Here is a 21,320-nt window from a genome sequence, read left to right as displayed (position 1 = left end):
GCGTCAGGTCCCGCGCCGCTTGGCCCGCGCGGTCGGCGCGGCGGACATGGGGTCGTCGGGCCAGTGGTGCTTGGGGTACTGCCCCTTCATGTCGGCCTTCACGGCCTTGTAGGAGCTCGCCCAGAAGCCCGCGAGGTCGCGTGTCACCTGCACTGGCCGGTGGGCCGGGGACAGCAGGTGCAGAAGCAGCGGCACGCGGCCGCGCGCGACGGCGGGCGTCTCCGCAAGGCCGAACATCTCCTGGAGGCGCACCGCCAGCACGGGGATCTCGCCCGAGGCATAGTCGATGGGGATGCGCGATCCGCTGGGCACGCTCACATGGGTCGGCGCCAGCTCGTCGAGCCGCCGCTGCAGGGTCCAGTCCAGCGTCGCGCGCAGAGCCTGCGCGAGGTCCAGGCGGTCCAGATGGGCCCGGCGGGTGACGCTGCCGAGATGGGGCGCCAGCCACGTCTCCAGCCCTTCAAGCAGCGCCGCGTCCGAGAGGTCGGGCCAGCCGGCCTCCTCGCCCTCGACCCGGCGCAGGAAGGCGACCCGGGCCCGGAACTGCTCGGCCTCCTTGGTCCAGGGCAGGGCGTGCAGCCCGATCTGCCGGATTCCGTCGCAGACCGCCTGCGCGACCTTGTCGCGCGGCGGGTCGGCCAGCGGCCTGTCCTCCAGCACCAGGGCGAAGAGGCGCCGCTGCCGGCGCGCCTGCACCGCCGCGTCGCGCGGGTCCCAGGACACGAACGCCTCCTCGCGCAGGTGGTCCTCGAACAGGGCCTCCAACTCGGCCTGGGTCACCGGCGCGGCAAGCCTGATACGGGCGTTGCGCCGGTCTCCGTCGAGATCCGCCACGGCCAGGAACGGCTCGGCCGCCAGCGCGTCATGCTCGGCGAAGAACGCGCCGCGGCCGTTGGACAGGCGGTAGGAGGGCTCGCCGCCGGGACGGCGCTGCCCGATGCGGTCGGGATAGGCTAGCGCCACCAGAATGCCGGCATCCGCGGGGCGCCCGTCCTCTGCCCGGATGCCGAGCTGGCGCTGCCACTGGCGCGCCTGCTGCCGGATCGCATGGAGCGGCCCTGGGGCGCCGCCCTCGCGCAGCATCTCGACGCGCAGGCGAAGATCGGCGTCGCGCCGGCCGCGCAGCACGTCCCGCTCCGAGAGAAGCGCAGCCAGCTCGCAGGCCAGCCCGCCGAGGCCGCGCTCCCTGCCTGCCAGGACCATGTGGGCGAGGCGCGGATGCATGCCGAGCTCCGCCATGGCCCGGCCGTGGCCGGTGATCCGCCCGGCCTCATCCAGCGCGCCGAGGTCGGCCAGCAGGGCCGTCGCCTGGGCGTAATGGGCCGGCGGCGGCGCATCCATCCAGCGCAGCGCCAGCGGATCCGCGACGCCCCACTGGGCCAGCTCCAGCGCCAGCGGCGCCAGGTCGGCGGCCACGATCTCGGGCGTGCCGTGGGCGGGCAGGGCGCGGTGCGCCGCCTCGCTCCACAGGCGGTAGCAGATGCCTGGCTCCAGCCGTCCGGCGCGGCCGCGTCTCTGCTCGGCCGAGGCCTGGCTGATGCGCACGGTCTCCAGCTTCGCCATGCCGCTGCCGGGATCGAAGCGCGACACGCGGGCGAGGCCGCTGTCCACCACCACGCGGATTCCCTCGATGGTCAGCGACGTCTCGGCGATGTTCGTCGCCAGCACGACCTTGCGCCGGTCCGGGGGCGTCGGGCCGATGGCCCGGTCTTGCTGCTCGGGCGGCAGATCGCCGTAGAGCGGCGTGACCAGCACATCGGGGCCGAGCCCGGTCTCGTCCAGCCGGACCTGGACGCGCCGGATCTCGGCCGTGCCCGGCAGGAAGACCAGCACGTTCCCGGGCTCCTCGCGCAATGCACGCAGCACGGCGTCGGCGACGGTGTCCTCGGTCCGCCGCTGGCCGGGATCGACGTGCCTGACTTCGACCGGAAAGCTCCGGCCCTCGCTGGTGACGACCGGGGCGCCATCCAGCAGCCCCGAGACGGCGGCACCGTCGAGCGTGGCCGACATTGCGAGCAGGCGCAGGTCGTCGCGCAGCGCGCCCTGCGCCTCCAGGCAGAGGGCGAGGGCCAGGTCGGCGTCCAGGTTGCGTTCGTGGAACTCGTCGAGCAGCACGGCGGCGACTCCGTCGAGCCCGGGATCCGCCTGGAGGCGTCGAATGAACAAGCCCTCGGTCACGACCTCGATCCGGGTGCGGGGGCCCACGCGGCTGTCCAGCCGCACGCGGTAGCCCACCGTCTCCCCGACCGGCTCGCCGAGGCTCGCCGCCATGCGGCGCGCCGATGCCCGGGCGGCGAGCCGCCGCGGCTCTAGCATCACGATCTTCCGGCCTTCGGCCCAGGGCTCGTCCAGCAGGGCCAGCGGGACCCGGGTCGTCTTGCCGGCGCCGGGCGGCGCCTGGAGAACGCCGGCGGTGCCGTCGCGAAGGATGCGCCGGATCTCGGGCAGGACGGGGTCGATGGGCAGCGGCGCGTCGAAGGCGGACATGGCCGCTCTATGGCCCGGCAGCGCCGGGCGATCAAGGCTCCTGCGGCGGGGAGTGGCCGGCGCCCGTCGCGGATGCTGGCTCCGCCACGGTCGTCGCCACCGCAACGGCCCCTGCGGGCGCCGGCGGCCCGATCAGCAGCCGCAGCGCGCGCAGCATGGCCCAGAGTAGCAGAGAGGGCAGGATCATGGCGCGCAGCGCGAAGGCGGCGATCAGCAGGACGAGGTCGTGGAACAGGTCCTGCAGCCCCGAGAGCAGGCCGGCGACATCGACCCGCTCCAGGTTGCGGGAGACGATGTCGCGCATCTCGGCCAACCGGTCCAGCAGCGAGGTGCCGCGGGCGGGCGCCTCCGCCGGCGCCTGTCCGGTCCTGGCCTCCCAAGCCGACAGGCCCTGCGCGGCGAGCCGCCAGTCGGGCTCGATCAGCGATCGCGAGATCTCGGAAGCCCCGAGCACGGCTGCGGGCATGAAGAAGCCGAGCGCGAGGCCGCCTACCGCCAGCGCGCGGCCGAGGCGGCGCGCCGCCGCGCCGATCCGCGGCGCACCGCCGCCGGGAACGAGGCCGAGCAGCGCCGCCGCCACTAGCAGTGCCAAGCCGACCGGCAGCAGGACCGGCGTCCCCAGCGCGGCCCCAATGCGCAGCAGGATCTCGATGGCCGCGGCGGCGGACGCGACCGCCAGCATCACGCTGCCGAAGCTGCGCACCAGGTCGGCGACCGGCCGCAGGGCGCTGCCGGGCGCCACCGATGCTCCGACGCCGCCGACGAGCGGCACCGTGCCGGAGACCTCCGCACTGGCGACAACGGCCAGCGTCGCGTCGATTGCCTTGGTCGCCGCAAAGGCCGCAGCGGCGCGGGCCAGGACCTCGCGGTTGGCGGCAACGGCGCGTCCGAGCAGGCCATCGCCCGCGGCGGGGCCGGGTAAACCAGAAAACGGCAGGGCGAGCACCAGGAGCAGGGCGAGGGCCGCCGCCGCGGCGGGTCCCAGCCTCCGGGCCGTTGCCATCATGCGATCCCTCCGCCTTGGACTGCCCCGGTCTGCCCTTGTTCGTCCCGACCCGGCCGGGGAGGTTAGGCGCCGGTCCCCGCACGGGGGAAACGCTGTGAGGGCGTAATCCCAACGGGCCCGTCGCCGGCCTGCAGCACGGCACCGCGAGATATTGCCTCGGAGAGGGGGTGCAGCCAGAGTGGTCTCCCCGAGACCGGGACCCGCCATGACGCTTTCCAGCCGGATCCGAGCCGGCCTGATGGCCCTGATGATCGCATTCCCCGCCCCGGCACCGCTGCCGGCTGGCGCCGCCCTGCGCGTGGCCGCGCCAGCCGCGATGCTTGCCGCGGCCGCAGCCGCATTCGGCGCGGAGCGGGCCGAAGCTCGGGCCCGGATACGCTCGGGCGGGTATTCCCGGCCGTCGTCCGGAGGCTATTCCAGGCCTTCGGTGCGCACGCCCTCGTTCAGCGTCCCGAGCCGGCCGCCAGCCTCCAGCGGCGGCTACTCGCGGCCGACCTCGCCGGGCCTGTCGGTGCCGAGGAGCGAACCGCCGGCCTTGGGGTCCGGCGACCGCTCGGTCTCGCGCCGCTCCTCGGGAGAGGCGCTGGACCGGTACCGGGAATCGCAGCGCCCGGCTCCCGCGCCGGCGGCGCCGAACGCCCCCACGACCGGTCGTGGGGGCGCGTCCGGCGGCTCCTGGTCCTGGGGGACGGGGTCGAGCGGCGGCTGGGACACGGGATGGGGATCGCGCCGACGCGGCAATGTGGGAACCGGCTCCTGGGGCGGATGGTCGGGGGCGCGCGGGTGGAGCCCGCCGATCTGGGCAACGCGGTCGGCACCGCGCTTCGGGATCTGGGACGGCCTGTTCCTGTGGTTCCTGCTCGACCATCTGACCAGGCCGGGCTATGCGGACTGGTTCCACAATCACCAGAACGATCCCGGCTATGCCGCCTGGCGCGCCGAGGCGGAGCGAAAGGCGGCCGAGGATCCCGCGCTGCGCCAGCGGCTGGAGGATCTCGACCGCCGGCTCGACGACCTGGAGGGAACACCGCGCGACCCCGACTACCTGCCGCCGGGCACTCCGCGCGAGGTGGCTCTGGCGGAGCCCGCCGCGGGCGCGGACACGGATGCGGCGACCGGCGCGGGGGACGGCTGGGGCAGCGTCGTCGTCGTCGCGGTCCTGGTCGGGGGCGGGCTGCTTATTCTGTTCGTCCTGGGCCGGCGCTTCCGCGCCGCGGCCCGAAGGCGAGGAGGGACCGGTTCCATGGGAAGGCTCGACACGGCCGCCGAGATGCTCCGCCGCAAGGTCACGGGTGAGCGCTACTCGCCATCGCTGTTCCGCGTCGGCATGACGCTGACGCTGGATCCGACGCCTTTCGTCCTTGCGGGGGCGGCGACCAAGGTGGTGCCGCCCGGCGGCAGCGGCGGGCAGGGCCTGGTAAGCGTCGAGGCGGTCGGCGCACTGACCGGGGCCGGCCTTCTCCATCGTCTGTATCTCGATGGCGGGCGGGGCTTTTTCCAGATCCATCTCGGCGCGGATGGCACTCCGGACGAATGCCGCTGGTTCTCGGTCGTCGATGAGGTCCACCCGGCCGACGAGGCCGAGTGGGGGTTCTGGATCGACCGGGCGGAGGGCATGGTCGGCTGGCCCCAGTTCCAGACGAAGGACGGGCGTGTCTACGACCGTATCTGGACGCCCGGTTCCGCGCGGGTCGAACCCGTCGGCTTCCAGGAGACCATCACCGACCACCAGGGCAGCCGGACCCGGCGGCTCTCGGCCATGCTCTACGCTGCCGCGACAGGCGCCGCGGCGCCGGCGCCCGCCAGCGAATATCTGCTGGCCACCGTGATCGAGGAGGCCGATTCGGCCTGGGTCGAGATCGCGGTCGGCATCGACGTGAACCCCGCTTCGCTATCGCTCGCCTGACTGAGGACCGCATGGACCAGCCGACCCTACCTCTCATTCTCCAGGGCCTCTCGTCTGGCCTGCCGGTGCTGCTGCTGCATTTCGGCGCGACGCTCGGCCTCTTCTTCGTCGGCGTGGCCGCCTATGTGCTGCTCACCCCGCTGCACGAGAGGGCGCTGCTGGCGTCGGGGAACCCGGCGGCGGGGATCGTGCTCGGGGGGACCGTGGTCGCGATCGCGATCCCGCTGGCAGCGACGCTGGCGACAAGCCTCTCGGTGACGGATGTTCTCGTGTGGGGCTCGGTCGCCGTGGTGCTGCAGCTCGCAACCTTCTTCATCGCATTGCTGTTCTTCCGCGATCTCCGTCCCATGATCGAGACGGGCAACGCGGCCGCGGGAACAACCCTCGCGGCCGTCCAGATCGCGGTCGCCCTGATGAATGCCGGCGCGATGGCCGGCTGAGGACAACGGAGGAGCCCATCATGTACGCCTTCATCCGCAATCTCGTGGGCGTGAAGACCGACCAGGCCGTGCAGTCAGCCGTCGAGGCCCTGGTGCGGTGGGATCCCAGATCGGCGACCGAGGCGGAGCTGCGCACCATGGAGCAGCACCTCGACGCCCTCGGGCTCCAGGTCGCGCAGGCGCGCGCCGCCTACGAGAAGGAGCGCAAGGAGGCCGAGGCGATCGGAGCGCTCTCGCGCCAGCGCATGGCTGCGGCCGAGCACCTGCAGCACCAGCTCGAAGCCGAGCAGGACGCCGGGCGGCGCGGACAGCTCGAGAAGAGCCTGGAGACGCTGGTCGGCATGCTCGAGCAGATGGCGCCCGACATCGACCGCGAGGTCCAGGACGAGAAGGATGCGCAGGAATTCCTCGACATGCTCGAGAAGACCTACCAGGAGGCCGGCCAGAAGCTGAAGGCCGCGCGCAGCGAGCTGTCGCGCGCCGAGCGGGACATGGCGCGCGCAGCGCAGCAGCGCGATGCGGCCGAGCGCCGGTCGGAGGCGGCCCGCCAGGCCGCCGGCCTGTCGGGCGCGACGTCGAGCCTGGGGACCGCGCTCAAGGCGATGCAGGATGCGGCGGCGCGCGATCTCGCCAGCGCCGAGGCAGCGAACGCCAAGGCGAAGCTCCTTAAGCCGTCCAGGCCCGAAGAGGAGGATGCCAACATCCGCTCGGCCCTTTCCGCGGTCGGCGGGGCAAAGCCGACGCCGGAGACGATGCGCGACCGTCTGGCGGCGCTGAAGTCGCGACACGCCCTCTGAGACCACGGACGGCGCGGCCTGGGTGCATCCGGCGGGCGTGCGCCTATTGCTGGTGGCACAAGCGACCCCATATTGGGGTTGCGGCCGATCCGAGCCGCGACCGTACGGGATGACAATGAAACAGACCCTTCGCTCACGCCGCTTCGTCGCGTTCGCCGCTGCGCTTGCCATCCTGGCGGCACCGGTCGCGGCCGAGGCCCGCGCCGGCAAGGGCGGCTCCGTTGGCAGCCGCGGCGCCCGCACCTATTCGGCGCCGCCGGCCACCAACACCGCGCCGGGGGTCGCCAACCCCATGGAGCGTTCGGCGACGCCCGCGCCGGGCGTGCAGCGTCCGGCGGCTCCCATGGGTGCGCCGGCCGCGCGCCCGGGCCTGCTGTCCGGGCGCGGCGGCTTCTTCGGCGGCCTGATGGGCGGCCTGCTCGGCGCTGGCCTGATTGGCATGCTGCTCGGCAACGGCTTCCTCGGCGGCATGGCCGGCTTCGCCTCGATCCTGGGGCTGCTGCTGCAGGTCCTTCTGGTCGTCTTCCTGGCGCGTCTGGCCTTCCGCTGGTTCCAGCGGCGGCAACAGCCGGCGCTTGCCGGCGCGGGTGGCCCCATGCGCCGTGAGAGCACCGACTGGCCCCAGCGCCCGGCGGGCAGCGCCGGGGGCGGCCTTGGCGGCTACGGCGCCGCGCCCGCGGCCGCGGCCTATGGCGCCCAGCGTGCCGAGCGGCGCGATGACGTCGGCATCGTCCAGGATGACTATGCGGCCTTCGAGCGGATCCTGACCGGCGTTCAGGAGGCCTATGGCCGCGAGGATGTCCAGGGGCTGCGCATGCTCGCGACGCCCGAGATGACGGGCTACTTCGCCGAGGAGATCGAGCAGAACGCGCAGCGCGGCGTGGTCAACCGGATCTCGGGCGTCCGGCTTCTCCAGGGCGACCTGGCGGAATCCTGGCGCGAGAACGGTGCCGAATACGCCACCGTCGCCCTGCGCTTCGCGCTGCGCGACTGGACGCTGGACCGTGCCTCCGGGCGCGTGGTCGACGGCGACGCCGACCGCGACACCGAGGCGACCGAGGTCTGGACCTTCCGCCGGGTGCCGCGGGGGCCGTGGCTCCTCGCCGCGATCCAGCAGGCCTGATCCCGGCCTGACCTCCGGCAGGCCCGGTCAGATGCGCCCGGCGGGAGCCCTCCCGCCGGGCGTTCTTTTTGACGGTGCCTTCAGGACGTGGAGCCGACGACGGCTCGTCCGTTCTTCAGGCTCTCCGTGAAGAACCCAACGGCATCGGTCGTCGTGTTGCCGCGCCAGTCGAGCTGGGCCCCGGTGGTCACGCCGCTCTTGCCGCAGCGCTGCTCGGCCGCGGCGCGGTAGGCCTTGAAGTCCCCGCGGAGCACCACGGAGCCCTTGGGCAGGTTCTTGCCCTCCAGCGCGGTCTCCCCGCTCGGGGCAATGGCGTGGAGGCAGTCGCCGACATGCTTGACCTCGGGTCGCTGGCGCACCTCGATCGGCGCCATGTCGAAGCCGTGATAGGTGTTCGCATAGCGCTTGGATGCGACCGCGTTGCCTGCTGCGGTCAGGGCCACGGCGACGGGCAGGCAGGCCTCGGACGGCGTCCAGTCGTCCTTTTCCGCGAACAGGAACAGCATGGGCACCGCTGCGGCCTGGACCTTCTCGATTCGCCAGCGGCAGTCGGGATAGACCGGCATCAGCGCCGCGAACCGGGCATCCCCGCCGGCGACGGCACGGATGAAGGGGCTGTGGGCCGCCAGATATGCGGCAGTGCCGCCCCGCGAGAACCCGAGAACGCCGATGCGCCGCCGGTCGAAGCGCGCGTCGGAGCCGAACTTTCGGTAGGCCGCGGCGAGATCGTTGAGCTGCGCCGCGATCGAAAGCGCGCTCTCGTCCCCGCGCGGCTTCAGGCTGTCCAGGATCGCCGCGGCGAAGCCGGCGCGCATGAGCTCCCCGGCATACATCCGCTCGCGGTCCGTGATGCCCTCGTCGCCATGGGCGATCAGGACCAGCGGCAGCGGCCCGGACGCCCCGGGAGGCAGGTACAGCTCCGTATCGATGCTGCGCTTTTCGCCGCGGGCAGCCAGGAGATCGGCGAAATCGACGGGATCCGCCGATTCCACCGATTCGCGGATGGCCCCCGCGGCCGGCTGCTGGACTGCCGAGGCCGAGGGCTTCGCGGGACCTGCGGTCTCGCAGGCGGCGAGCAGGAGGAATGCCGACAGCGCGGCGGGAAGTCTGGATCGGCTCACGATTCGTCTCCGCTGGCGGGCGGCCGAGTTTAGTCGCGGCCGGTTCACGCGCAACCCATGCATGGGGCGACCGCGCCGCGCCCAGCCTTTATCCTCGGCCAGGAAACGAAAAATAAACGTTCCCACGAGTTGTATGGAAGGCTGCCTGGGGGGCGAGGACGGAAGAGACGCCATGACGACCGGGGATCTCCTGGAGCTTAGCGAGGAAGAATTCCTCTCGATGGAGGAGCAGCTCGCCGCGAGCGCGCGGGGGCGGGCCTTCCTGCGCATGCGCGACCGCCGGACGCGGCTGCATTCCATCGACGAGTGGCGGCGCCTGGGCGACCGGCTCGCGCGGCAGGTCGACCGGCTCAGCCATGTCGGCGGCGAGGACGTCGTCGCGGGGCCGGTGGCCGGCGGCGGCACGCATATCCGGATCCTGCGGCAGGAGCTGCAGGAGATGAGCGCCTATATCCAGCAGACCCGCAGCGAGATCGCGGCGCTGGGCCCGCTGGACGCGGGATCGAACCGGATCATGGCGGCGACCGGCGAGTTGGACGCGGTGGTGACCGCAACCGAGCGGGCGACGACCGAGATCCTGAACGCGACCGAGCACATCCAGGAGATCGCCGGACGCCTGCACAAGATCGTCGGCGACCGCGACGAGGCTGTCGACCTGGTCGACATCATCGAAGGCCAGTGCATCGAGATCATGACGGCCTGCTCGTTCCAGGACATCACCGGGCAGCGCACCAGCAAGGTCGTGAACACGCTGCGCTACATCGAGCAGCGCGTGAACACGATGATCGGGATCTGGGGCGTCGAGGGCGTCACCGCGTCCGCCGACGTCTCGACCGCGCACCGCAGGAGCGACGACACCCGGCCGGACGCGCATCTGCTGAACGGCCCCGCCAACGGCGACGGGATCGACCAGGATGCGGTCGATGCCTTGCTGAACTCCTTCGCCGCGCCGGCGGCCGAGCCTCCCAAGCCCAACGGCCATGCCGCCCCGGCGCCACGGAGCGCTCCCCAGCCGCCGGCGTCTCCGAAAGCGGCGCCGCCTCCGGCGCCGCCCAAGGCCGCGGCCCCGCCTCCGCCGCCCAAGGCTCCCCCGCCGCCGCCCGCCCCACCGCCCGCGCCGCCCAAGGCGGCCGCGCCGCCACCGCCTCCGCCGCCACCGGCTCCACCGCCGGTCGCAAACGGCAAGGCGGAGATCAGCCAGTCGGACATCGACGCGCTGTTCGGCTGAGCGATGGCGATCGAAGACGAGCGCAAGGCGCGGGTCAGGCTGACTCAGGAGCAGCTCGACCGCGTCTGCGAACGACACCGTCGCTTCATGGAGGGCCGCCCGAACGGAGCACGGGCCAACATGCCCTTCTTCGACCTCTCGGGGCTCGACCTGTCGGGGCGGGACCTGACGGGCGCCCATCTCTCGGGCGCGATCCTCAGGGATGCCAACCTGTCCTATTGCGTGCTGCATCAGGCGGACCTGTTCGGGGCCGACCTGCGCTCCGCGGACATGACCGGCGCGCGGCTGCAGCGGGCCGACCTCCGGGGCGCGAACGTCAAGGGAGCGCGGCTGGACGGCGCGAACATGGCCGAGATCGACCTGCGGGACGCCAGCATCGCGCAGCGCTCGGCGGACGGCGAGGTCAAGGTGATCGGGTTCGACCCCGGCGCCGCCGACATGAGCGGCGCCGTGATGGCCGGGGCGAACCTGACGCGCGCCAAGCTGTCGGGATCCGTGGCCCGGGCGACCGACTTCTCGGGCGCGCGTCTGGTGGGGGCGCGCCTGATCCGTACCGACCTGCGGGATTCGAAGCTCGTCAACGCGCAGCTCGACGGCGCCGACTTCAGCGGCTCGGACCTGCGTGGCACCGACATGACAGGCGCCTCGACCGAGGGGGCGAAGCTCGGGGACGCGATCCGGAGCGAGGCCGACTACGAGCGCGTCCAGGCCCTCCTGCCGGGCCTGACGGCCGCCATCGCCGAGACAGAGGAGCCTGGCGCGCAGCGGCGCAGCTTCGACGAGCTCTACGCCATGCACATCGCCTGGCTGAAATCGGCGGGCAAGGACGGCCGCCAGCTCAACTTGGCCGGCCTGGACCTGGAAGGGGCGGATCTCCGTGGGCGCGTCCTGACGCTGGCGCTCGGTGCAGGAGCGCGCCTGCGCGGAGCGCGGCTGGATGGCGCCCAGTTCCAATCCGCCCGCCTCGAGGGGGCGGACCTGCGCTCGGCGGACCTGCGGGGCGCGGACCTGCGCGGGGTCCGGCTCGACCGCGCGATCTTGATCGATGCCGGCCTGGAGAACGCCAATCTGGGGCCGCTCCGGATCGGCGCCGACGGGCGGGTCCTCCGCTCGTCCCTGGTGCGGGCGAGGCTGGCGGGAGCGCGGCTCTCTGCCGCCAATCTCCAGGACTGCGACCTCAGCCATGCCGACCTCACGGGCGTCGACCTGGCGGGCGCCAACCTTGAAGGGACCGGCCTCGCGCCGTGAGCATGCGCCGCCGGCGCGGCCCGGCGGAGCATTGAACGGCGGCGGGCGGCTGCTAAGCTCCGGCCGCGGGCCGGGCCCGGCGATCGGACGAGGGGAGTGCGCTTGGGATGAGGATCTTCGGCCTCGCCGGCTGGAGCGGAAGCGGCAAGACGACGCTGATGGTGCGCCTCGTGCCCGAGCTGGTCTCGCGCGGGTTGCGCGTCTCCACCGTGAAGCACGCGCATCACGCCTTCGACGTGGATCAGCCAGGCAAGGATTCCTACGAGCACCGGCGGGCTGGCGCCACCGAGGTGATGGTCACCTCCGCCAACCGTTGGGCGCTGATGCACGAGAACCGCGGCGACCCGGAACCGGCGCTGGACGAGCTGGTGGCTCGCATGACGCCCGTGGACCTGCTTCTGGTAGAGGGGTTCAAGCGCGGGTCGCACCCGAAGATCGAGGTGTTCCGCCGTGCGAACGGCAAGGCGCTGCTGGCCCTGAACGACCCGTCGATCCTTGCGGTGGCGTCCGATGGCCCGGTTCCGGAGGTGGCCGTGCCTGTCCTCGATCTCGACCGCGTCGACAGCGTGGCGGATTTCATCCTGGCGGCGGCCGGACTGGATCGCGCCGGCGGCTGAGCGGGGACCGCCGCACCGTCAGGAGGCGGCGGCAACATGGCCGAATTCAGGGCTCAGTCGGTCACGCTCCGCGAGCATGAGAGCCAGATCGTCGCTCTCCCAGGCATGTCGGCAGCACCGGCAGAAATCCATGACGGCTTGCGTCCCGGCGGTCACGCTGCGTAGCTTCTGCTGGAAGGCCGTGGCCTCGGCCGTCATCCGCTGCACCGCATCCGCCAGGGTCGCCATGGTCTCGCGGATATCCGCGGCCGGCCTTCCGAGCCCGTTGCGCATGCCCCCAACGGCACCCCCCATGCTCGGCATCGTGTTTCCCCCATTCCGTTGATCTGGCCGTTGCGGACGACCGGTCCGCACGACGATCTGCATGAAACAAAGAGGCCGGTATTTGTGCGGGTGCGAAGGATCAGACGAGCCTTATCCGGACGAACAGGTCGCCAGCGCTCGCCTGACAAAGAGCATATCCCGCATGTCATATGTCTCGAAGGGGTGGGCAACCCCCCGTCGACGGGGCTGCCGGAACAACGCTTCGGCCGCGGGGTTGAAAACAGTGCGTTCCGCAAGCTGGGCGACCCCCATCCATGAACCTTCCTTTTGAGCCGGCACGGCAAGACCGCCGCGCCGTCGCGGGGCTGCCCGCCGGTTACGACGCTTTGTGGCTCGTGCGTGCCGCGGCCGAGGCCGGCGCGGCGGGGCTTCTTCACGTCACCGCGGACCGCGAGCGGCTGCGGCGCCTCGCGGCGGCCGCCCGCTTCTTTGCGGGGGATGTCGAGGTCCTAGTCCTTCCACCCTGGGACTGCGCACCTTACGACCGCCTTTCGCCCTCCGCCGCCGTTTCTGCCGAACGGGTCGCGACGCTGTCGCGCCTGCTGAACCCTGGCTCGGCCCCGCGCCTCGTGCTGACTTCGCCCATGGCCCTGCTGCGTCGTCTGCCGCGCCGTGGGGATCTCGAAGCGGCCATGCGGCGGCTCCGGGTCGGCGATGCGCTGGAGGAGGAGGAGTTCGAGGATTACCTGCTCGATGCGGGCTACGTCCCCGCCGAGGCCCTGGCGGGGCCTGGCGACTTCCTGCGGCAGTCCAATGACGACCGGGTCGCGCTCTGGCCGCCGGGCTTCACCGGCCCGGTCCATCTCGAGCTGCGCGGGGGAACCCTTGGCGGGATCGAGCGCGACGGCTCGGCGGTTGCCGAGGTCGGCATAGCACCGCTCTCGGAGCTCGTGCTCCGTCAGGAGACGGCCCGCTGCTTCCTGAAGTCCTACGGAGCTCTGTTCGGGGCGGAGGCCGAGACGGCGGACCCGCTGCCGAGGGCGGTGGCGGCCGGGCGCCGCCACGCGGGGATGGAGCACTGGCTGCCGCTCTTCCTGGAGGGCACCGAGACGCTGTTCGACTGGATGCCCGCGGCAGCGCTGACCATCGACGAGACCGTCGACGACGCACGGGAGGACCGGCTGTCGCAGATCGCCGAGGCCTATGAAGGCCGCCGGCGCATGGACGCCATGGCCGATCGCGGGGGGCTGCCGGTCTATAGGCCGATTCCGCCCATCCAGGCGTTCCTGACGGCCGAGGAGTGGGACCGAGCCCTGGACGAGCGGCCGCTGCGGGTCCTGCGCCCGTCGCCGCCCGAGCCTGGCGAGGAGGATGCCGGCGGACGGGCCGGACCCGACCTTTCGGGCAGCCCAGAGGACCTGGCCCATCACGTCGCGGCCCAGCAGGCGGCGGGCTGGCCGGTCGTCCTGGCCGCTGCCCGGGACGGCCAGCGTGCAACACTGGTTCGCCGTCTTGGCGCCCGCCCGCCGCTGGCGCGGGCATTCGACCCGGCGGAGCCGGTGTCGATCGCGGTGCTGCCGCTGGTCCGCGGATTCACGGCGCCGGATCTCGCGGTCGTCGCCGCTGCAGATCTTTCGCCACGGCGCGAGGAGGAGGCCGGCGGCGCCGCGCTGGCGGCCGCCTTCGACGTCCCGCTGCGGCTGGGCGACCTCGTCGTCCACGCCGACCACGGCGTCGGACTGTGCGACGGGATCGAGGCCGTCGACGCGGGCGATGCCCCACATGCGTGCATCCGCCTGATCTACCGCGACAACGACCGGTTGCTGGTGCCCGTCGAGAGCCTCGACCTGCTCTGGCGCTTCGGGGCCGCGACCGAGAAAGCGCCGCTCGACCGGCTCGGTGGCGTGGCGTGGCGCAACCGGCTCGCCCGGACCATCGGCGACCTTATCCAGGCGGCGGATACGCTGGTGGCGACGCAGGCCCGCCGCGCCGCCACGCGGGCCGAGCCCGTGGTGCCGCCGCCGCGGCCCTGGACGCGGTTCCTGGCGCGCTTTCCCTACCAGGAGACCGAGGACCAGCAGCGCGCGGTTGACGACGTCCTCGCGGATCTGGCCTCCGGGCGGCTCATGGATCGCCTGGTGATCGGCGATGTCGGCTTCGGCAAGACCGAGGTGCTCCTGCGGGCCGCCTTCGTGATTGCCCAGTCCGCGCGGCAGGTGGCCGTGGTCGCGCCGACGCTGCCGCTCGCCCGCCAGCATTTCCGCGAGTTCCAGGCCCGTTTCTCGGGCTTCGGGATCACCGTGGCCGAGGCGACGCGCGGGGGGGAGGATGCCGAGGCGGTGCGCAAGGCGGCGGCCGAAGGCAAGGCGCGGATCGTGATCGGCACCCATGCGCTGCTCGACCTCGATTTCGCCGATCTCGGCCTGCTGATCGTCGACGAGGAGCAGCGCTTCGGCGTCGACCAGAAGGAGAAGCTCAAGCGCGTTGCCGAAGGCGTCCACGTCCTGACGGCCAGCGCGACGCCGATCCCCCGCACGCTCCAGATCGCGATGGCCGGCCTGCGCGACCTGTCGGTGATTGCGACCCCGCCGGTGGCACGCCGGCCGGTGCGCACCCGTGTGCTGGAGTTCGACGAAGCCGCCGTGCGCGAGGCGCTGCTGCGCGAGCAGCGGCGCGGCGGGCAGAGCTTCTACGTCTGCCCACGCCTGTCGGACCTGAAGACGGTGGCGGAGCGCTTGGCACGGCTGGTGCCCGGCCTGGAGATCGCGACGGCGCACGGGAAGATGTCGCCGGACGAGCTCGACGCCGCCGTGTCCGGTTTCGCTGAAGGCGGCGCCGACGTGCTGCTTGCGACGAACATCATCGAATCCGGCCTCAACATTCCGACGGCCAACACGCTGGTCGTTCACCGCGCGGACATGTTCGGCCTCGCCCAGCTCTACCAGCTGCGTGGGCGGGTCGGACGCGGCGGCTCGCGCGGGATCTGCCTGCTGACGACGGAGCCTGGAGCGGCGTTGAAGCCCGAGGCCCGGCGGCGTCTTGCGACCGTGGCCGAGCTGGCCGATCCGGGCTCGGGCTTTGAGCTCGCCAGCCGCGACATGGAGCTGCGCGGAGCCGGGAACCTGCTGGGAGAGAAGCAGTCGGGCCATGTGCGCGGCGTCGGGGCCGAGCTGTTCCAGGAGCTCCTGCGGAGCGCGGTCGCCGCGGCGGCGGACGGCCGGCCCGTCGAGGTGCCGTGGGCGCCGCGCATCACGCTCGACCTTCCGGTGCTGATCCCCGACGCCTATGTGCCGGACCTGAACGAGCGCCTGGCCCTCTACCGCACCATCGCGAACCTGCCGGACGCGGCCGCGGCCGACGCCTTCGCCCAGGATCTGGAGGAGCGCCGCGGCCCGCTGCCTCCCGAGGCCCGGACACTGCTCGTCCTGCCGGAGCTGAAGCGGCTCTGCCGCGAGGCGCAGGTCGAGCAGCTCGACATCGGCCCGCGCGGCGCGCTGATCACCCTGCGCGCGGCTGGCGGGACGCAGGGCGAAGGCTTCCTGGCCGGCCGTCCGGAAGCGCGGCGCCGGCCCGACGGCCGCATCTCGGTGACCTTCGCCGAAGCGGCGACGGGCACCGCCCGGCTGCCTTACCTGCGGCGCATCCTGAACGAGCTCGCCGGCGCGGCATTCGCCGAAGAACCCAGGAGGAGGGCTGCCTCATGAACGGGGATCACGTGCGGTGGTGGCAGAGCGGCATCGTCTACCAGATCTATCCACGATCCTTCCGCGACCTCGACGGCGACGGCGTGGGCGACCTGAGGGGGATCACGGAGAAGCTGGACCACCTGTGCTGGCTGGGCGTGGACGCGATCTGGCTCTCGCCGATCTATCCCTCGCCCATGAAGGATTTCGGCTATGACGTCTCAGACTACGTGGGCATCCACCCGCTCTTCGGCACCATGGATGATTTCGACCGGCTGCTGCACGAGGCGCACCGCCGCGGGCTGAAGGTGATCCTGGATTTCGTGCCCAACCACAGCTCGGACCAGCATCCCTGGTTCCTCGAGAGCCGGTCCTCGCGCGACAATCCCAAGCGCGACTGGTACATCTGGCACGATCCCGGCCCGGAGGGCGGTCCCCCGAACAACTGGCTCTCCACCTTCGGCGGCAGCGGCTGGGAATACGACGCCGCGACGGGACAGTATTACTATCACGCCTTCCTGAAGGAGCAGCCCGACCTGAACTGGCGCAACCCCGAGCTGCGCGGCGCCATGTACGACGTGCTGCGCTTCTGGCTGGGCCGCGGCGTCGACGGGTTCCGGGTCGACGTGATCTACCACCTGATCAAGGACGAGCAGTTCCGCGACAACCCCATGAACCCGGACTGGCGTCCGGGGCAGGACCCGTTCCAGCGTTTCGTGCCGTTCTACACGACCGATCGGCCCGAGGTTCAGAACATCGTGCGCGAGATGCGCGCCGTGATGGACGAGTTCCCGGACCGGCTGCTGATCGGCGAGATCTACCTGCCGGTCGAGCGCTTGGTGGCCTATTACGGCGCGGACCTCGACGGTGCGCATCTGCCCTTCAACTTCCAGCTGATCGAGGCGCCGTGGCATGCCCGCACCATCGACTTCATGGTGCAGGAGTACGAGCGGCACCTGCCGCCCGGCGGATGGCCGAATTGGGTGCTCGGCAACCACGACAAGCCGCGGATCGCCAGCCGGGTCGGCCGCGATCAGGCGCGGGTCGCCGCGATGCTGCTGCTGACGTTGCGCGGCACGCCGACGCTCTACTATGGCGACGAGATCGGCATGACCGATGTGCGGATCCCGCCCGAGCGGATCCAGGACCCTTTCGAGAAGAACGTTCCGGGCCTCGGCCTCGGCCGCGATCCTCAGCGCACTCCCATGCAGTGGGAGGGCGGAAAGGGCGCCGGCTTCACCGCCGGGGATCCCTGGCTGCCCATCGCCGAGGATGCGGACTGGGTCAATGTCGCGGCCCAGCGCGAGGATCCCCGGAGCCTGCTCTCCTTCTACCGCGAGCTGATCGCGCTGCGCCGCCGGGAACCGGCCCTTGCCATCGGCGACTTCCGGCTGATGAGCGCGGGCGGGGACGTTCTCGCCTTCGAGCGGGAGCACGGCGGCCGACGCTTCGCCGTCGCGCTGAACCTCGGCCGCATGCCGCACCAGATCGCCGTGCCCTTAGGGCGCATCGCGCTCTCGACGGCGCTGGACCGCCAGGGCGAGGCGGTGAGGAACGAGGTCAGGCTACGCGGGGACGAGGGGGTCGTGATCGCGCTGGACGGACCCTGATCCGGTCCCGTGGCGAAAGTTCGCCGCCCCGCCGCGGAGCCTTTGGCCCGAACGCTCAGGCGAGGTCGGGCATGCTGCCGGGAAAGCGCGGATCGGACGGCGTCTTTGGCCGGCCGGGGATCTCGCCGGGGATGATGCCGGCCTGCTCGGGGGCGTCGCGGCGGCGCTCCGCCTCCTCGTCGGGCAGGGATGGATCATCCATTCCGGGATGCGATGGATCGGGTTGCATGGACGTCTCCTTCCACCGTGGCGAAACACAGCTGGGGTGAAACATAGACCGCTGCGCCGGCGTTCCCCCTTCATGACCAGCAAGACCGCCGAAACCGGAAGCGTGGAGATTGCCGGGGTCGCCCTGACCCACCCGGACCGACCGGTCTGGCCGGGCCAGGGCGTCACCAAGGCCGAGTTGGCGCGCCATTTCGAGCGCGTGGCCGCGCGCATGCTGCCCCATGTGGCCGGCCGTCCGCTGACGCTGGTGCGCTGCCCGCGTGGCAACGGCCGGCGTTGCTTCGTGCAGCGGAACGTCGGGCCCGGATTCGGCAAGGCGATCCGGCGGGTACCCGTGCTGGCGACCGAGACGACGGTGCTCGTCCCCGTCGTCGAGGATCTGGCCGGGCTCGTTTCCCTCGTCCAGGTGGGAGTGCTGGAGATCCACCCCTGGGGCGCCCTCGCCGACGATCCCGGGCATGCCGACCGCCTCGTCTTCGACCTGGACCCCGGCGAGGGCATCGACTGGCGATCGATCGCCGCCGCGGCGCGGGACGTCGCCGGGCGGATCGAGGCCGCCGGGCTCGCGCCTTTCCTGAAGACCTCGGGCGGAAAGGGGCTGCACGTGGTCGTGCCGCTGGCGCCCCGCCAGCCCTGGGAGCGCGCCGCCGCCGTGGCGGGCCGCATCGCTGAGGAGTTGGCGGGCGATGCCCCGGACCGGTTCACCACCGCGCTCGCCAAGACCGAGCGTGCCGGCCGGATCTTCGTGGACGTGCTGCGCAACCGGCGCGGCGCCTCGGCCGTAGCGCCCTATTCGCCGCGGGCCCGCAGCGGCGCGCCCGTCAGCACCCCGCTGGCGTGGGACGACCTGCCGTACATCGAGGGCCCGGGCGAGCTTTCCATCGCGACGCTCCCCGGCCGGCTCGGCGGGCCCGATCCCTGGGCCGGCTTCTTCGAGGCCGGCCGGCCGCTCCCGTCCGCCAACGCCTGAGAGCGGTCGTCCCGAGTCGAGCCCCGGAAGGGTCTTCCGGACGGAACGAGGCCGTACCTTCGGACGTTGAAATTTCAGGGACGGCGTGGTCCCCAGGCCGAAACGGACGGGGACAAATTGCGGTGTCGTCGCGTCGAAAGGGCTTATTAACGCCGCCCGTCCTAGGGTATCAATTAACCATTGTAGGCGAGGAGGGTGTCAGGCTTGAAGCCATGCCCCGCAGTCCCGGGTCCCGCAGGCTGCCCTTCGGCGGCGGCCGCAGGCCGGACTGTCGCAACCGGGGCGGGGCTGCCGCCGGACCTCCCCGAAAGAGCCATGGTCTCGCCACGACTGGCGCCGAATCTGTTTGGTGGTGGTGCGTCCCCCGCGCCCCGGTTCGGCTCCGGTGACCTTTTGAGCGATAACGCTTTCCGCCCATTTCGTTCGTGGACAATCCCGCGTCCGATTATACGCTCGATGAAGATCGAGCCGGGATCACGGATCGGGACGTGTCGAACGGCCTCGCAGCATCAAGGACGAGGCCGGCTGGGAGAGATCGTAGCCACCGTCGCATGCGGACGCGGTTTCGCGCCGCGGCCGAGCGCGCCCGTCGCGCGAGGCGGGGCTGGAACACAGAGCTCGATGGAGTGAACTATGCAGGCCGAGGACCTTTTCAGCCGCTACTCCCGTAACTACGAGGGCCGACGGGAGACTGAAATGTCCCTGTCCGAGTACCTCGACCTGTGCAAGCGCGACCCTATGGCCTATGCCACGGCCCCGGAGCGCATCCTGGCCGCCATCGGCGAGCCCGACGTCGTCGACACGGCGAGGGACCCGCGGCTGTCGCGCATCTTTCTGAACCGCACGATCAAGGTGTACCCGGCCTTCTCCGACTTCTTCGGCATGGAGGAGACCATCGAGCGCATCGTCGGCTTCTTCCGCCATGCGGCGCAGGGGCTCGAGGAGCGCAAGCAGATCCTGTACCTGCTGGGTCCCGTCGGTGGCGGAAAGTCCTCTCTGGCCGAGCGCCTGAAGAGCCTTATGGAGCATCATCCGATCTATGTGCTCAAGGCCGGCAAGGAGATCAGCCCGGTCTTCGAGAGCCCGCTCTGCCTGTTCGATCCCGAGCTGATGGGCGAGGAGATCGAGGATCTCTACGGCATTCCGCAGCGGCGGCTGACCGGCTTGATGAGCCCGTGGGCGATCAAGCGGCTGGACGAGTTCGGCGGCGACCTCTCGAAGTTCCGCGTCGTCCGGCTGATGCCCTCCAAGCTGCGCCAGATCGGCATCTCCAAAACCGAGCCCGGCGACGAGAACAACCAGGACATCTCCTCGCTGGTCGGCAAGGTCGACATCCGCAAGCTGGAGGTGTTCAGCCAGAACGATCCCGACGCCTACAGCTTCTCCGGCGGCCTGAACCGGTCGAACCAGGGCATCCTCGAATTCGTCGAGATGTTCAAGGCGCCGATCAAGATGCTGCACCCGCTGCTGACGGCGACGCAGGAGGGGAACTACGTCGGCACCGAGAACATCGGCGCCATGCCCTTCTCGGGCATCATCATGGCGCATTCCAACGAGTCCGAGTGGCAGAGCTTCAAGAACAACAAGAACAACGAGGCCTTCATCGACCGGATCTGCGTGATCAAGGTCCCCTACTGCCTGCGGGTGACCGAGGAGATCGCGATCTACGAGAAGCTCGTCCGCGGCTCTGACCTGGCGACGGCCCCGTGCGCGCCGGCGACGCTGGAGATGCTGGCCCGCTTCTCGGTGCTCTCGCGCCTGAAGGAGCACGAGAACAGCTCGATCTACAGCAAGATGCGGGTCTATGACGGCGAGAGCCTGAAGGAGACCGACCCCAAGGCCAAGTCCATGCAGGAGTACAAGGACGCGGCCGGCGTCGACGAGGGCATGGAGGGGATATCCACCCGCTTCGCCTTCAAGGTCCTGGCTTCGACCTTCAACTACGACAACAACGAGGTCGGCGCCGACCCCGTGCACCTGATGTACATCCTGGAGCAGGCGATCCGCCGCGAGCAGTTCCAGGAGGAGACCGAGAAGCGCTACCTGGAGTTCATCAAGGGCGAGCTGGCGCCGCGCTATGCCGAATTCATCGGGAACGAGATCCAGAAGGCCTACCTCGAGAGCTACAACGACTACGGGCAGAACCTCTTCGACCGCTACGTCGACTATGCCGACGCCTGGATCGAGGACCAGGACTTCAAAGATCCCGACACCGGCCAGCTTCTGAACCGCGAACTGCTGAACCAGGAGCTGACCAAGATCGAGAAGCCGGCGGGCATTGCGAACCCGAAGGACTTCCGCAACGAGGTCGTGAAGTTCGCCCTGCGCTCGCGCGCCAACAACGCCGGACGGAACCCGTCCTGGACCTCCTACGAGAAGATCCGCGACGTGATCGAGCGGCGGATGTTCAGTCAGGTCGAGGACCTGCTGCCGGTAATCTCCTTCGGCTCCAAGAAGGACAGCGAGTCCGAGAAGAAGCATACCGAGTTCGTCAGCCGGATGATGTCGCGCGGCTACACCGAGCGGCAGGTCCGGCGCCTGGTCGAGTGGTACATGCGCGTGAAGCAGGCCGGCTGAGCGCCCTGAGCGAAG

General features: G+C 71.2%; 16 protein-coding genes. 11 read left to right on the top strand and 5 right to left on the bottom strand.

Features of this window, described 5'->3' with window-relative positions:
* Nucleotides 1-3: 3 nt before the first annotated feature.
* Nucleotides 4-2,487 carry an ATP-dependent helicase HrpB gene (hrpB, locus tag JUB13_RS01675; protein WP_207476643.1) on the bottom strand — a complete coding sequence of 828 codons (2,484 nt, stop codon included), beginning with the start codon at nt 2,485-2,487 and terminating at the stop codon, nt 4-6.
* A gap of 31 nt (nt 2,488-2,518) precedes the next feature.
* Entirely contained in the window at nt 2,519-3,493 is a 975-nt protein-coding gene (locus JUB13_RS01670) for a hypothetical protein (RefSeq protein WP_207476641.1), read from the bottom strand.
* 205 nt (nt 3,494-3,698) lie between these two features.
* Between JUB13_RS01670 and JUB13_RS01665 the strand changes: the two genes are divergently transcribed.
* The 4 genes from JUB13_RS01665 (at nt 3,699) to JUB13_RS01650 (ending at nt 7,759) form a co-directional block, all read left to right on the top strand.
* Nucleotides 3,699-5,399, top strand: a complete 1,701-nt coding sequence (locus JUB13_RS01665) for a DUF2491 family protein (RefSeq protein ID WP_207476639.1) — start codon at nt 3,699-3,701, stop codon at nt 5,397-5,399.
* Between the two features lie 11 nt (nt 5,400-5,410).
* Nucleotides 5,411-5,839 (top strand): DUF350 domain-containing protein, encoded by a 429-nt coding sequence (locus JUB13_RS01660; RefSeq protein WP_207476637.1) that lies wholly within the window; start codon nt 5,411-5,413, stop codon nt 5,837-5,839.
* Between the two features lie 20 nt (nt 5,840-5,859).
* Entirely contained in the window at nt 5,860-6,636 is a 777-nt protein-coding gene (locus JUB13_RS01655) for a hypothetical protein (protein WP_207476635.1), read from the top strand.
* A gap of 115 nt (nt 6,637-6,751) precedes the next feature.
* Nucleotides 6,752-7,759 (top strand): TIM44-like domain-containing protein, encoded by a 1,008-nt coding sequence (locus tag JUB13_RS01650; RefSeq protein ID WP_207476633.1) that lies wholly within the window; start codon nt 6,752-6,754, stop codon nt 7,757-7,759.
* 80 nt (nt 7,760-7,839) lie between these two features.
* On the opposite strand, the gene JUB13_RS01645 is transcribed toward JUB13_RS01650, so the two are convergent.
* Nucleotides 7,840-8,880, bottom strand: a complete 1,041-nt coding sequence (locus JUB13_RS01645; protein ID WP_207476631.1) for a dienelactone hydrolase family protein — start codon at nt 8,878-8,880, stop codon at nt 7,840-7,842.
* A 172-nt stretch (nt 8,881-9,052) separates the two neighbouring features.
* On the opposite strand from JUB13_RS01645, the gene JUB13_RS01640 reads away from it, so the two are divergent.
* The 3 genes from JUB13_RS01640 to mobB all read left to right on the top strand — a co-directional run bounded on the left by JUB13_RS01640 (nt 9,053) and on the right by mobB (nt 11,973).
* Nucleotides 9,053-10,108, top strand: a complete 1,056-nt coding sequence (locus tag JUB13_RS01640) for a protein phosphatase CheZ (RefSeq protein WP_207476629.1) — start codon at nt 9,053-9,055, stop codon at nt 10,106-10,108.
* Nucleotides 10,109-10,111: 3 nt separating this feature from the next.
* Nucleotides 10,112-11,356, top strand: coding sequence for a pentapeptide repeat-containing protein (locus JUB13_RS31735; RefSeq protein WP_211115443.1), 1,245 nt, complete (start codon nt 10,112-10,114; stop codon nt 11,354-11,356).
* Nucleotides 11,357-11,463: 107 nt separating this feature from the next.
* The gene (gene mobB, locus JUB13_RS01630) at nt 11,464-11,973 is read left to right on the top strand and encodes a molybdopterin-guanine dinucleotide biosynthesis protein B (RefSeq protein WP_207476627.1); all 510 of its coding nucleotides are present in this window, start codon (nt 11,464-11,466) and stop codon (nt 11,971-11,973) included.
* Nucleotides 11,974-11,991: 18 nt separating this feature from the next.
* Here mobB and JUB13_RS01625 read toward each other — a convergent pair whose 3' ends face one another.
* Nucleotides 11,992-12,201, bottom strand: coding sequence for a hypothetical protein (locus tag JUB13_RS01625; protein ID WP_207476626.1), 210 nt, complete (start codon nt 12,199-12,201; stop codon nt 11,992-11,994).
* 350 nt (nt 12,202-12,551) lie between these two features.
* Between JUB13_RS01625 and JUB13_RS01620 the strand changes: the two genes are divergently transcribed.
* Together JUB13_RS01620 and JUB13_RS01615 are read left to right on the top strand one after the other, a co-directional pair.
* Nucleotides 12,552-15,941, top strand: coding sequence for a DEAD/DEAH box helicase (locus JUB13_RS01620; RefSeq protein ID WP_207476624.1), 3,390 nt, complete (start codon nt 12,552-12,554; stop codon nt 15,939-15,941).
* Nucleotides 15,938-17,530, top strand: a complete 1,593-nt coding sequence (locus tag JUB13_RS01615; RefSeq protein WP_207476622.1) for an alpha-amylase family glycosyl hydrolase — start codon at nt 15,938-15,940, stop codon at nt 17,528-17,530. The genes JUB13_RS01620 and JUB13_RS01615 overlap by 4 nt, the downstream gene beginning before the upstream one ends.
* Before the next feature lie 55 nt (nt 17,531-17,585).
* Here JUB13_RS01615 and JUB13_RS01610 read toward each other — a convergent pair whose 3' ends face one another.
* The gene (locus JUB13_RS01610; RefSeq protein WP_207477455.1) at nt 17,586-17,732 is read right to left on the bottom strand and encodes a hypothetical protein; all 147 of its coding nucleotides are present in this window, start codon (nt 17,730-17,732) and stop codon (nt 17,586-17,588) included.
* 99 nt (nt 17,733-17,831) lie between these two features.
* On the opposite strand from JUB13_RS01610, the gene ligD reads away from it, so the two are divergent.
* Together ligD and JUB13_RS01600 are read left to right on the top strand one after the other, a co-directional pair.
* Nucleotides 17,832-18,728, top strand: a complete 897-nt coding sequence (gene ligD, locus JUB13_RS01605) for a non-homologous end-joining DNA ligase (RefSeq protein ID WP_207476620.1) — start codon at nt 17,832-17,834, stop codon at nt 18,726-18,728.
* A 633-nt stretch (nt 18,729-19,361) separates the two neighbouring features.
* Nucleotides 19,362-21,305 (top strand): PrkA family serine protein kinase, encoded by a 1,944-nt coding sequence (locus JUB13_RS01600; RefSeq protein ID WP_207476618.1) that lies wholly within the window; start codon nt 19,362-19,364, stop codon nt 21,303-21,305.
* The last annotated feature ends 15 nt before the right edge of the window (nt 21,306-21,320 follow it).

This window comes from Arenibaculum pallidiluteum, from assembly GCF_017355985.1.
GTDB lineage: Bacteria > Pseudomonadota > Alphaproteobacteria > Azospirillales > Azospirillaceae > Arenibaculum > Arenibaculum pallidiluteum.
This window is presented reverse-complemented; position numbering and strand designations above follow the sequence as displayed.

Bases quoted from the DNA above. Each gene is read 5' to 3' on its own strand.
- hrpB (WP_207476643.1), bottom strand. From the start codon at position 2,487: ATGTCCGCCTTCGACGCGCCGCTGCCCATCGACCCCGTCCTGCCCGAG.
- JUB13_RS01670 (WP_207476641.1), bottom strand. From the start codon at position 3,493: ATGATGGCAACGGCCCGGAGGCTGGGACCCGCCGCGGCGGCGGCCCTC.
- JUB13_RS01665 (WP_207476639.1), top strand. From the start codon at position 3,699: ATGACGCTTTCCAGCCGGATCCGAGCCGGCCTGATGGCCCTGATGATC.
- JUB13_RS01660 (WP_207476637.1), top strand. From the start codon at position 5,411: ATGGACCAGCCGACCCTACCTCTCATTCTCCAGGGCCTCTCGTCTGGC.
- JUB13_RS01655 (WP_207476635.1), top strand. From the start codon at position 5,860: ATGTACGCCTTCATCCGCAATCTCGTGGGCGTGAAGACCGACCAGGCC.
- JUB13_RS01650 (WP_207476633.1), top strand. From the start codon at position 6,752: ATGAAACAGACCCTTCGCTCACGCCGCTTCGTCGCGTTCGCCGCTGCG.
- JUB13_RS01640 (WP_207476629.1), top strand. From the start codon at position 9,053: ATGACGACCGGGGATCTCCTGGAGCTTAGCGAGGAAGAATTCCTCTCG.
- JUB13_RS31735 (WP_211115443.1), top strand. From the start codon at position 10,112: ATGGCGATCGAAGACGAGCGCAAGGCGCGGGTCAGGCTGACTCAGGAG.
- mobB (WP_207476627.1), top strand. From the start codon at position 11,464: ATGAGGATCTTCGGCCTCGCCGGCTGGAGCGGAAGCGGCAAGACGACG.
- JUB13_RS01625 (WP_207476626.1), bottom strand. From the start codon at position 12,201: ATGGCGACCCTGGCGGATGCGGTGCAGCGGATGACGGCCGAGGCCACG.
- JUB13_RS01620 (WP_207476624.1), top strand. From the start codon at position 12,552: ATGAACCTTCCTTTTGAGCCGGCACGGCAAGACCGCCGCGCCGTCGCG.
- JUB13_RS01615 (WP_207476622.1), top strand. From the start codon at position 15,938: ATGAACGGGGATCACGTGCGGTGGTGGCAGAGCGGCATCGTCTACCAG.
- JUB13_RS01610 (WP_207477455.1), bottom strand. From the start codon at position 17,732: ATGGATGATCCATCCCTGCCCGACGAGGAGGCGGAGCGCCGCCGCGAC.
- ligD (WP_207476620.1), top strand. From the start codon at position 17,832: ATGACCAGCAAGACCGCCGAAACCGGAAGCGTGGAGATTGCCGGGGTC.
- JUB13_RS01600 (WP_207476618.1), top strand. From the start codon at position 19,362: ATGCAGGCCGAGGACCTTTTCAGCCGCTACTCCCGTAACTACGAGGGC.